Source organism: Micromonospora sicca, assembly GCF_003172935.1.
Taxonomy (GTDB): Bacteria; Actinomycetota; Actinomycetes; order Mycobacteriales; family Micromonosporaceae; genus Micromonospora; species Micromonospora sicca.
The window spans coordinates 1-11,623 of record NZ_QGKS01000265.1; the positions used below are offsets into that span (position 1 = coordinate 1).

Annotated in this window: 9 protein-coding genes and 1 pseudogene; 4 read left to right on the forward strand and 6 right to left on the reverse strand. The window is 76.1% G+C overall.

The annotated features are described in order from the left end of the window. Positions 1-219 precede the first annotated feature (219 nt). The 5 genes from DKT69_RS20995 to ligD form a co-directional block, all read right to left on the reverse strand. The gene (locus DKT69_RS20995; protein WP_109803232.1) at positions 220-939 is read right to left on the reverse strand and encodes an ABC transporter ATP-binding protein; all 720 of its coding nucleotides are present in this window, start codon (positions 937-939) and stop codon (positions 220-222) included. Further along, positions 936-1,928 (reverse strand): ABC transporter ATP-binding protein, encoded by a 993-nt coding sequence (locus tag DKT69_RS21000; RefSeq protein WP_109803233.1) that lies wholly within the window; start codon positions 1,926-1,928, stop codon positions 936-938. The genes DKT69_RS20995 and DKT69_RS21000 overlap by 4 nt, the downstream gene beginning before the upstream one ends. A gap of 1 nt (position 1,929) precedes the next feature. Beyond that, positions 1,930-4,650, reverse strand: coding sequence for an FtsX-like permease family protein (locus DKT69_RS21005; RefSeq protein WP_109803234.1), 2,721 nt, complete (start codon positions 4,648-4,650; stop codon positions 1,930-1,932). 67 nt (positions 4,651-4,717) lie between these two features. Next, entirely contained in the window at positions 4,718-7,909 is a 3,192-nt protein-coding gene (locus DKT69_RS21010) for an ABC transporter permease (protein WP_109803235.1), read from the reverse strand. A 99-nt stretch (positions 7,910-8,008) separates the two neighbouring features. Next, entirely contained in the window at positions 8,009-9,037 is a 1,029-nt protein-coding gene (gene ligD, locus DKT69_RS21015) for a non-homologous end-joining DNA ligase (protein ID WP_109803236.1), read from the reverse strand. Positions 9,038-9,084: 47 nt separating this feature from the next. Between ligD and msrB the strand changes: the two genes are divergently transcribed. Then, positions 9,085-9,495 carry a peptide-methionine (R)-S-oxide reductase MsrB gene (gene msrB / locus DKT69_RS21020; RefSeq protein ID WP_109803237.1) on the forward strand — a complete coding sequence of 137 codons (411 nt, stop codon included), beginning with the start codon at positions 9,085-9,087 and terminating at the stop codon, positions 9,493-9,495. Between the two features lie 12 nt (positions 9,496-9,507). Here the strand turns inward: msrB and DKT69_RS21025 are convergent, their stop codons facing one another. After that, the gene (locus DKT69_RS21025; protein ID WP_109803238.1) at positions 9,508-9,783 is read right to left on the reverse strand and encodes an isoamylase early set domain-containing protein; all 276 of its coding nucleotides are present in this window, start codon (positions 9,781-9,783) and stop codon (positions 9,508-9,510) included. A gap of 155 nt (positions 9,784-9,938) precedes the next feature. Here DKT69_RS21025 and DKT69_RS21030 point away from each other — a divergent pair, with 155 nt between their 5' ends. The 3 genes and pseudogenes from DKT69_RS21030 to DKT69_RS21040 all read left to right on the forward strand — a co-directional run. Beyond that, complete coding sequence (locus tag DKT69_RS21030) at positions 9,939-10,199, forward strand: metallothionein (RefSeq protein WP_109803239.1); 261 nt, start codon at positions 9,939-9,941, stop codon at positions 10,197-10,199. 240 nt (positions 10,200-10,439) lie between these two features. Then, positions 10,440-10,883 (forward strand): GNAT family N-acetyltransferase, encoded by a 444-nt coding sequence (locus DKT69_RS21035; RefSeq protein WP_109803240.1) that lies wholly within the window; start codon positions 10,440-10,442, stop codon positions 10,881-10,883. 59 nt (positions 10,884-10,942) lie between these two features. Further along, positions 10,943-11,623: pseudogene (locus tag DKT69_RS21040) on the forward strand (hypothetical protein); the annotation flags it as partial.

Sequence of the window (11,623 nt, forward strand, 5' to 3'; positions counted from 1 at the left end):
GGCGACCTCCCGCAACCCGCACGGAAAGACGCTACGAAGCTGATGTCGCAGATGATTCAACGGAGCCGCGGGCCGCCGCAGCAGCGGGCCGCCGCAGCAGCGCCGCCGATTCATTTGCGACATCAGCTTCATAGGCAGTGCGAAGGGCACCGACCGGCGGGGAGCCCGGCGTGCCCGCAGCCGAGGGCTGCCGGGACAGCACCAGTCCGGCGACGGGCGTCAGTCGTCGACCAGGCGGCCGTCGCGCAGGGTCAGGGTACGGTCGGCCAGCTCGATCAGCGCCGGGTCGTGGGTGGCCACCAGCGCGGTCATGCCGCGGGCGTGCACCACGGCGCGGAGCAGGTCCATGATGGACCGGCCGGTCTCCGAGTCCAGCTGACCGGTGGGCTCGTCGGCGATCAACAGGTCCGGCTCGTTCGCCAGCGCGCGGGCCACCGCCACCCGCTGCTGCTGCCCGCCCGACAGCTCGTACGGGCGCTGCGCGGCGTGCCCGCCGAGGCCGACCAGCTCCAGCAGCACCGCGACCCGCTGCTCCCGCTCGGCCGCCGGCACCCGGGCCAGCCGCAGCGGCACCCCGACGTTCTCCGCCGCGGACAGGATCGGCACCAGCCCGAAGGTCTGGAACACGAAGCCGACCGTCCCCCGGCGCAGCCGCAGCAGTTCCCGCTCACCGGCGGCCGTCACGTCGTGCCCGGCCACCCGCACCCGCCCGGAGTCCGGCCGGTCCAGCCCGCCGACCAGGTTGAGCAGGGTGGTCTTGCCGGCGCCGGAGCGGCCCCGCACCGCCACCAGCTCGCCCCGCCCGGCGGAGAACGAGACGTCCCGGACGGCGTGCACGGCGTGCTCGCCCCGGCCGAAGGTGCGGCTCACCCCGTCGACCCGGACCACCTCCTCAGTGGTGGTCGCACCCGCCGGCGTCGCGGACAACTGCTCGGTCATGCCTCACTCCGTTCGGCCTGCGCCCGGTCGCCGGGCCGCACCTCGACGTGGTCGGGTTCCAGGTTGAGCCGGACCCGGTCGCGCAGGGCCAGCGCGTCGACGAAGGACGCCGGCAGCTGCATCCGCCCGGTCCGGTCGAGCACCGCGTACTCCTCGCTGACCAGCTCGGTGCTGCCGTCCGCCGCGATCCGGGCGGTGCGGCGTACCTCGGAGGCGGTCCGGCCGTCGCGGATCGCGACGGTCCGGCGGACCTGGCCGGCCACTGCGTGGTCGTGGGTGACCACCACGATGGTCACGCCCAGCTCGGCGTTGATGGTCCGCAGCGCGGCGAAGACCTCCGCGCCGGTCGCCTCGTCCAGCTCGCCGGTGGGCTCGTCGGCGAAGAGCACCTCCGGGTCGTTGGCCACCGCCACCGCGACGGCGCAGCGCTGCTGCTCGCCGCCGCTCAGCTGGCCGGGCCGCCGGTCCGCGCAGTAGCCGACCCCGACCAGGTCGAGCAGCTCGCGGGCCCGCTCCCGGCGGGCCCGCCGGCCGCGGCCGCCGGCCAGCTTCATCGGCAGCTCCACGTTCTCCAGCGCGGTCAGGTACGGCAGCAGGTTGCGGCCGGTCTGCTGCCAGACGAAGCCGACCATCTTCCGCCGGTAGCTGAGCCGCCGCCGGTTCGACAGCGCGAGCAGGTCGTACTCGGCGACCCGGGCGATGCCGGCGGTGGGGGTGTCCAGCCCGGAGAGGATGTTCAGCAGCGTCGACTTCCCCGAGCCCGAGGCGCCGACGATCGCGACCAGCTCGCCCCGGTCGATGACCAGGTCGAGCCCCTGCAGGGCGACCACCTCCACCCCCTCGGTCTTGAAGATCCGGACCAGGCCGTCGCAGACGATGTGCCCGCGCAGCCGGTCCCGACCGCCGGCCCGCTCGGCCGCGCGCTGCGCGGCCCGCTGTTGCAGGGCGGCCAGGTCCGGCACGACGGACGCCTCGGCGGTGGCTGTCATCTCAGCTCTCCTCTCCGAGCCGGAGCACCTCACCGAGGCGCATCCGGCGGTTGTTCAGGGCCTCGACGGCGACCGCGAAGCCGAGGGCCAGCACGGCCAGCCCGAGCACGCCGGCGACCAGACCGGGTTCGAAACGCACTCGCACCGCCGCGCCCCCGGTGAACGCGGGCAGGCCGAGGACGGGGGTCAACAACAGGGGCAGCAGCGCGCCGACCAGCGCGCCGGTGAGCACCGAGACCAACACCAGCGGGGTCAGCTCGACCAGCAGCAGCGCCCGCCACTGTCGGCGGGACAGCCCCATGGTGCGCAGCCGGGACAGCACCTGACCGCGGCCGCGCGCCCCGGCCAGCACCGCGAACGCCAGCGCGAGCAGGCCCAGCGCGGCGCCACCGGCCGCGCCGATGGCGAAGCCGAAGACCAGCAGCCCGTTCACTCCACTGCCGCCGAGCTCCGCCCGCACGGCCGACCAGGTGCGCACCTCCGGCTGGCGGGGCCGCTCCCCGCCGGTGACCACCCCGCCGCGCTGGTAGCGGCGCTGCCCCTCGTCCACCACCCGGCTCACCGCGGCCGCGTCGATGCCGTCGCCGGCCAGCACGAAAGCGGTGGGGACCAGCGGATGCGGGGCGTCCGCCGGCAGCGCCGGCCAGGGCAGCACCGCGAACCGTTCGGTGTTCCGGTCCGCCAGCGGGAACTCGTCGACGGTCCGGGCCACCCGCACCGGCAGCCGGTTGCCCTGCACGTCGAGCCAGGCCGGCCGCCGGCCCGCCGCGTCGGCGAGTCCCGCGTCGGCGAGGTCCGCGGCCAGCGCCGGGGAGACCAGCGCCGGCAGCGGCGCCGAGCCGTCACCGGCGGCGCGGAGCACGTCGGGCACCGTCACACCGGCGCGGCGGCCCACCTCCGCGAAGGTGGCGCCGTCGACCAGCAGGACGCGGGTCTCCCCCACGCCGCCGAACCGGCCGGCGGCGTCGGCGTACGGGCGCTGGGCCGGCTCCACCAGCACCGGGGCGACCGCGCGCACCCCGGGCAGCCCGGCCAGCGCCGCCGTGGTGTCCGGGGCGAACCGCTCCCCGTCGACCAGCACGTCCCCGGGGACGGCGCGGGAGGCGGCCCGGTCCCGGCCGGCCTCGATACCGGCGGCCACCACCCCGCAGAACGCGGCCGTCGCGACCGCCAGCACCACCACCACCAGTGGCGCGGTCGCGGCGGCCCGACCGGCCCGCGCCGTGCCGAGGAAGGCGACGCTGCCCCGGGCTCGGGCGGCGGCCCGGCTGAGCAGCCGCAACGGCCACGGGTACGCGCGCAGCGCGAGCAGCGCCGCGGCGATCGCCACCAGCACCGGCACGGACACCAGCAGCGGGTCCACCGACCCGCCGAGGGTCAGTCCCCGCCGCCGCAGCAGGAACGCCCCGAGCACCGCCACGCCGAGCAGGCTCACCTCGATGGTGAGCCGGACCGCGGTGGACCGGGCGCCGATCAGGTCGGCTCGACCGGACGTCCGCTGCCCGGTCAGCGCGGCGACCGGCAGCGCCACCGTCGCGAGCGCGGCAGCGAGCAGCACCCAGCGCAGCTGCGCGCCGCCGCCGGGCAGCAGGCCGCCGAGCAGCCAGCCGGCGCCGGCCGCGAACGGCAGCACCAGCGCCGACTCGGCCAGTCCGCGGCCCAGCACCGCGCCGGTCGAGCCGCCCCGGGCGCGCAGCAGCACGTACTCGGCCCGGCGTCGGCGCGCCGCCAGCCGGGCGGCGAGCACGGTCAGGCCGGCCAGGGTGGCGAGCAGCCCGGCCGCGATGACGGCGAGCAGCGTACGGGCGGCGGCCAGCGATTCGGCGAACCGCCGCAGCGGGATGTCCACTCCCTGCGTGAGGATGAGCCCGGCCGGGCGGGTCCGGTCCAGGGTGGCCAGCCCGTCGATCAGCTCGCCGAGCCGGCCGGGGGTGATCCGGTCGGGCGAGATCCGGTAACGCCAGGCGAAGCTCACCGGCCAGCCGGCACCGGCCAACGCGTCGAAGCCGGCGTCGGCGGTCACCCCGACGCCCAGGAACGGCTCACCGTCCCCCGTGGGCGCGGCGAGCCGCAGCATCGACGGGAGGGCATCCCAGACCCCGGCGCTCTGGTCGGTCGGCCGGAACACGCCCACCAGCACGATTTTCCTCGCCGTCAGCGGTTTGCGGTCGGGGCCCAGCACGGACAGCCGCAGCCGGCTGCCGGCGCGCAGCCCGAGCGGGCCGGCGACCGTCTCGGCGAGGGCCACCTCGACGGCGCCGTCGCCGGTCACGCCCGTCTCCGGCCACCGTCCCTCGACCAGGCCGGCGGCCTCCCGGACCCCGCCCAGGGTGCGCACGCTGAGGTCGATCAGCCCCTTGTCGGCGGTCAGGTCCGGCCCGCTGAGCCGGGTGAACCCGGTCCGCGCCGCGTACCACCGCTCGCCGACCGACTGCCGCACGGCCGGGGGCATCCGCTGCTGGAGCGTGTCCAGCTCGCCGGCGCGCGGGGCGGCCACCGCGCGGCTCGTCCCCCGGACCTGCTCCTCGGCCGTACTGTAGAGCACGTCCCGGCTGGCCACCGGCTGCGCGGCGACGTGCTCGCGCAGGCCCTGCCCGGTCAGCCGGTCGGCGATCCGGGGCACCGCCGTGATCAGCAGCGCGGTGACCAGGGTCAGCACCGCCAGCAGCAGGAAGTGCCCGCCGTAGGCACGCACCCGCCGAACCACCCCGAAGACACTCATCGCGCCGCCTCGCTTCGCTCGCCGCCGCGACGAGTCCCCGACACACCGAGCCGGATGATTCGCTCGCTCATCGTTCTCCCCCGATCCGGAGCTGCCGGACGGCCACCCGCTGCCGGATGCCGGTGGTGATGACGGCGCTGAAGGCGAGGGCCACCACCAGCAGCCCGAGCGCGGTCAGCCCGATCGGTGTCCAGGGCAACCGGAAGGCGGCGTCGGGCACCGGCCGGCCGGCGGCCGGGGTGAGGATCACCAGCGGGACCATCGTCGCCGCGACACCGGCGCCGACCAGCAGCCCGACGCCGACCCCGATGCCGGCCAGGAAGGCCTGCTCGGCCAGGAGCGCCCGGGCCAGCAGCCGGGGCGCGGCGCCCAACGTGTGCAGCACGGCGAACTCGCCCAGCCGGTGCCGGGCGGTGGCCCAGACGTCGACCGCCAGGCCGACCAGGGCCAGCAGCACCGTACCGAGCGCGGCCGCGAGCAGCCCGGTCCGCGCCCCCAGCCAGTACGGGTCCCGGGCGGCCTCGGCGGCGACCGCGCGCCGGTCGAGCACGGTCACCCCGGGCAGCCCCGCGAGCGCGGTCGCCGCGGCGCCGTGCCCGGCCGCGTCGGTGGCCAGCCACCACTCGGGCACCGGCCGGACCGTGCCCTGCCGCCGGATCAGCCAGTCGGTCGCTGCGGGCAGGTCGACCAGCATGCCACCGCCGCTGTCGGCGGTCGCGGGAACGGCCTCGACCTCGCCGACCACCTTGACCGGCAGGGTCACGCCGGCCATCGAGACGGTGACCGTGTCGCCGGTGCGGACGTTCAGCGCGGCTCGGGTCCGGGGGGTCAGCAGCGCCGGCGCCGGCGCGTTGTCGCCGCCCGGCACCACGACGAACCGGGACGGCGGCAGGTCGGCGAACGGGCCACCCTCGGGGGTCACCACCCGGTACGTGGCGTCGACGGTCCCACCCTCGACCCGGGCCGCCCCGATCGGTCCCTGGCCGGTATCGGCGAGGTTCCACCCGCCGGTCAGCGCCAGCGGCGACCGGGCGCCCGTCGCGTCGACCAGCCCGAGCCCGTCGATGCGCAGCCGGTAGCTGCCGCCGGTCGCGTCGCCCGCGTCGGCCTCGAACCCGGCCAGGCGCAGCGGGACGCCCCCGGTGTCGGGCAGCCGCACGGTGAAGGGCACCCGGCGGCCGTCACCGGTCGCGGTCGCCAGCGGCAGCCGCCACGCCGTACCGCCGTCGGTGGTGAGCAGCACCTTCACCTCCACCCGCGGATTCCCGTACGACTCGACGGGCGTGCGGACGGTCCCGGTGAGCTGCCGCGCGGTGGCCGGCAGGGCGGTCCCGGCCGGCGCGGCGCGTCCCCGGACCAGCCGGTCGAGCAACTCGCCGGCGGACGCCGCGCCGACGGCGTCGGCCAACCGGAGCGTGCCGGCGGCCCCCGCCGCGTCCAGGCTCACCACCGTCGCGGCGAGGTCGTCCCGGCCGACCCGGACGTCGTCCCGCCAGGCCGGCAGCACGCGGTCCACCCCCGGCAGCGCGGCCAGCCCGGCGGCCCGCTCGGCCGGGGCGACGCCGTTGCGTTCGACCAGCCGCAGGTCGGCGCCGACGCGGTGCTGGGCCTGGTCGCGCTGCGAGCCTTCCCAGGAGGCCACCAACGACCAGGCGAGGGTGCTGCCGCCGACGGCCAGGGCGAGCAGGAGCACCGGCCCGGCGTGCGGGCGCCGGCCCGCCTGCCACATCCCGAACATGGTCGCCGTCCAGGGCCACCGGTCGACGAACCGCTCGGCGAACCGGGTCGCCGGGGGCAGCAGGCGCAGCGCGACGATCGCCCCGGCGAGCACGCCGAGGGTCGGCGCGGCGGCCAGCAGCGGGTCGATGCCGAGCCGCCCGCCGGCCCCGGCGAGGGGTGAGGAGTACTGCCGCAGCTGGGCCCAGGCCAGCACAGCGAGCGCCACCAGGGCGAGGTCGACGCTGGCCCGCTGCACGGCGGCGCCCCGGGTGGGGCGGGAGCGGGCCGCCATGTCGGCGACGTAGGTGCCGGCCCGGCGCAGCGCCGGCAGCACCATGGCGAGCAGGCAGCCGACCGCGGTGGCGACCGCCACCGCCCAGACCGGGCCGACGCCGCCGTCGGTCAGCCGGAGATCCGCGGTGCCGGCCCCGAACCGGCGCAGCGCCTCGCCGGCCAGCGCCGGTGCGAGCAGCACGGCCGGCGCCACCACCAGCGTCGCCTCCCGTACGGCGAGGCCGGCGAGCTGGCCGCGGGCGGCTCCCCGGGCGCGCAGCAGCGCGGTCTGCGCCCGCCGGTCCTCGTTGAGCAGCGCGGCGACCAGCACCAGCGCGTACCCGCCGAGGACCACGATCAGCAGCAGCGGGGTGAGCAGGGCGGAGCGGCCGACCAGGTCGGCGCGGCCGAGCCGGTCGATCAGCCGGTCCATGGTGGTGACGCTCTGCGCGGACGAGCCGAGACCGGTGGCCTCCGGGAGCTGCGCCGAGATCGCGGCGGCGGCCTGCTTGACCGATGTCAGCCGGCTCGGCTCGACCACGGCGAGATCCGGCGCGACCAGCCAGGACGCCGAGCTGGCGCCGGGGAAGGTGCGGGTGAAGTCGGCCGGGTCGAGCGCGAACGGGCCGTACGAGGTGACCTCGCCCGTCCCGCCGTCGCCGACGCCCGGGGCCAGCCGCCAGTACGCCTCGGCCGGGTCGCGGGGTCGCCAGGTGCCGGCGAGCACCACCTCGCCGGCCCGCTCGGCGCTGCGGTCGAACAGCGGCACCCGGTCGCCGGTGCGCAGCCCGAGCCGGCCGGCGATCTTCTCCGGCAGGGTGACCTGCAGCGGGGTCGCCCCCGGGGTGGGCCACGCGCCCGCGGTCAGCTCGGCGTGCCCGGCGAGGTCGTCGAGGGTGGCGAGGTCGGCGAAGAGCGGGTCGTCGCCGACCCGGGCCGAACCGAGGTCGCCGGTCAGCTCCCGGCCGGTTCCGTAGCGGGCCGCGGCGAGGGTGACCGGCACCCCACCCAGGCCGTCGCTGAACTGGGCGCGTACCGCCCGGTCCCGGTCGGCGTACGCGGTGCTGTCGGCACCGCCCGACCCGCTCACCAGCAGGCTGCGTTCCTCGGCGGGCGCGGCCTGGAGCAGCGCCCGCTGCCCGGCGGCGACCGCCCGGCGGTTGTAGTCGGAGAGGCCGGTGACCAGCGCGACCGCCACCAGGGCCGCGACCGCGGCGGCGAGCAGCAGCCCGCGCGCCTCGACGGCCCGCCTCCACACCAGTTTCATCCGACGCCTCCCCGGGCCCCCGACGGGCCGACGACCAGGAAGACCGGTCGGGGCGCGGGAAAGGTTCGCGCTCGTTACATGATCGTTATTGGGGGTGGGTCAGTCCCGGGGCCGGTCGCGGTCCTTGGAGGGCTGCACCCGCTTGGGCTCGCCGGGCATCTTCGGGTGGTCCGGCGGGTACGGCAGGTCGCCCTGGCCGGCGCCGGCGTCCCGCTCGGCCCACTCCAGCAGCGGGCTGATGTCCCACGGGGCGTCGTCGATGCCGGCGTGCGGGTCGCCCCGCTCGGCGAGCCGGGCCGGCACGCTGCCCAGGTGGAAGTCGTCCGGGTCCACCTCGGGCAGCTCGTCCCAGTCGACCGGAGTGGAGACGGTGGCCCGCGCGTTGGCCCGCAGCGAGTACGCGCAGGCGATCGTCCGGTCCCGGGCCATCTGGTTGTAGTCCACGAAGACCCGGCTGCCCCGCTGCTCCTTCCACCAGGCGGTGGTGATCAGCTCCGGGCGGCGGCGTTCCAGCTCCCGGGCCAGCGCGATGGTGGCCCGGCGCACCTCGGTGAACGTCCAGCGGGGGTGGATCCGCAGGTAGACGTGCACGCCCCGGCCGCCGGAGGTCTTCGGCCAGCCGGTGGCGCCCAGCTCGTCCAGCAGCCCGCGAAGCTCGCCGGCGGCGGTGGCCGCGTCGGCGAAGTCGGTGCCCGGCTGCGGGTCCAGGTCGATCCGCAGCTCGTCGGGGCGGTCGACGTCGGCGGCGCGCACCGGCCACGGGTGGAACACCACGGTGCCCATCTGCGCGGCCCACGCGACGTGCGCCAGGTCCGCGGGGCAGAGCTCCGCGGCCTTCCGGCCACTGGGGAAGCTGATCTCCGCGGTCCCCACCCACGGCGGTACGCCCCGGGCCGGCACTCGCTTCTGGAAGAACATCTCCCCCTCGATGCCCTCCGGGAACCGCTGCAGCGTCGTCGGGCGGTCCCGCAGCGCCCGCATGATCCCGTCGCCGACGGAGAGGTAGTAGCCGAAGACGTCCGCCTTGGTGAACCCGCGCTGCGGGAAGATCACCCGGTCCGGGCTGCTCAGCCGTACGGTGTGCCCGGCCACCTCGATCTCCGCGGCCGCTGCCTTGGTGCCACCCATTGCGCGACCATATGCGATGGCACCGACGCCCGGCGTACCGTTGAGCGGTGAGTCTTGACGAGAGCGAACTGCCCCGCACCGAGGACGAGTGGCGGGTCCGGCTGAGCCCCGAGGAGTTCCACGTGCTCCGCGAGCACGGCACCGAGCGGCCGTGGACCGGCGAGTACGTCGACACCAAGACCCCCGGCGTCTACCACTGCCGGGCCTGCGGCCTGGAGTTGTTCCGCAGCGACGCCAAGTTCGACTCGCACTGCGGCTGGCCGAGCTTCGACGACGCCATCCCGGGTGCGGTGAAGGAGATCCCGGACCGCACCATGGGCATGCTCCGTACGGAGATCCGCTGCGCCCGGTGCGACAGCCATCTGGGGCACGTCTTCGAGGGCGAGGGTTTCACCCCGAAGGACACCCGGCACTGCGTGAACTCGCTCTCCGTCCGACTGGAGCCGAAGGACGGCTGACCGCGCCGGCGCTCAGAGCACGAGGGTGCCGCCCTGGTCGTCCACCTGGTCGGCGGACTCGTCGTCGAGCCAGACGCCCCCGGTGGCGAGGTAGCGGAAGCGGTACTCACCGGGGCCGAGCCGGACGGTCACCGTCCGGGTGCCGTCGCGGCGGGTCACCAGCTCGTGCCGGCCGGGCTGCCAGTCGTTGAAGCAGCCGACGACGCTCACCGTGCCGGGTGGGGTGTCCCGCGGCAGGCAGAAGGTGACCCGGGTCTGGGTGCCGAAGAGCTTGTTGCGCTTGATCACGTGGTCCTCCGGGGTTCGAGGCGGTCACCTAGCCTAACGCGCGACACGCCGGGGGCGACTCGCCGTCGAGCCGGATCAGGTTCGCCCGTTTCGGTTACCCGGACGTGTCCGATGCCGGACGCTGGTGTGACGTGTCCGTATCGGGGGGTTTTGGAATGGCTACCTGCGAGGTCTGCGGTAACGACTACTGGATGGCGTTCGAGGTGCGCACGGTCAGCGGAGACGTGCACACCTTCGACAGCTTCGAGTGCGCGATCCACAAGATGGCACCAATCTGCGAGCACTGCCAGATCAAGATCGTCGGTCACGGCGTCGAGGTCTCCGGCCGCTTCTTCTGCTGCGCGCACTGCGCCCGCGCGGTGGAGGGCGCGGAGGGCGCCGAGATCCGCGACGCGGTGGGCGCCCGCCCCGCCTGAGCGGCGGATCCGGCCACCGCACCGCCCAGCCGGTTCCTCCGCCTCGCCGGCCGGGTGCCGTCCCGCCAGCCGGCCGCTTTCTCGACGAGCGATATGCCTGAGAGTCATATTCATGCCTCTCAGGCATATCGCTCGCAGCGGTGCTCTCCTCCGCGGGAACCACCGGCCGCCCACCGCCGACCGGGACGGAACCGCCACCGGCGGAAGGCGTCCGGCGGAGGGGCCCACTACCATCGCGGGATGCCCTCGCCGCCGCTCGACGTCCGGGTCGCCGCCTTCGCCGACCTGGACGCCCGCACCTTCCACGACCTGCTCCGGCTGCGCATCGACGTGTTCGTGGTGGAGCAGGCGTGCCCGTACCCGGAGCTGGACGGCCGGGACGTCGAGCCGGGCACCCGGCACGTGTGGCTGACCCGGGACGGCGACGTCGTGGCGTACCTGCGGATCCTGGCGGACCCGGGCGGCGTGGCGCGGATCGGCCGGGTCGTGGTGGCCCCGGCGGCCCGCGGTGGCGGCCTGGCCGGCCGGCTGATGACCGAGGCGCTCGCCCTGGTCGGCGACCGGCCGTGCGTGCTCGAGGCGCAGACCCACCTGGTCGATTTCTACGCCCGGCACGGCTTCACCGTCAGCGGCGCCGACTACGTCGAGGACGGCATCCCGCACACCCCGATGCGGCGGGTGTAACGCCCCGGACATTGATTACGCTGAGCCCTCCAGTGAGATCATTCGGAGGGGACTCAACTGTGAGATTTACGGGGATCCGCTGGAACCGCCGGACGGCCGGCATCGGGGCGGCGATCGTCGCCACCGCCGTGGCCGGAACGGCCAGCCTGGCCGCCACCGCCGGCTTCGGCGAGGACGGCGCCGTGTGGGGCGAGGGGGACGGGCCGGTCAGCACCGCGCTGCACACCGTCGCCTTCCCGGCGGCGAACGGCCGCGAGGTGACGATCCCGAAGCGGGACACCGAACGGTTCGCCATGGTCGGTGTGACCTGGGCGAACCCGAACGTCGACTTCAAGGGCACCGTCGCCGTCCGGACCCACGCGGTGGACGGCGACTGGTCCGACTGGCGGCCGCTGGAACTCGACAACCACTTCGGTCCGGAGCCCGGTGCCGAGGCGACCGCCGGCAAGGCGCGCGGCGGCACGGATCCGCTCTGGGTCGGCCAGTCCGACGGGGTCGAGGTACGGGCCACGGCGGCCGGCGGCGCCACCAGCGACCAGCTCCCCGCCGGGCTGCGCCTGGAACTGGTCGACCCGGGCCTGACGAAGCGCCGCAAGGCCGGCGCGGCCGGCGTCGGGCACGTCCGGCCGGCGCGCCTCCAGCCGGTCGCCGAGGTGCGGGCGCTCGAGCCCACCCCGACCGACCCCGCCCCCACCGACACCGCGCCGGGTCGGTCGGCGCGGTGTCGGTGGGGGCGGGGT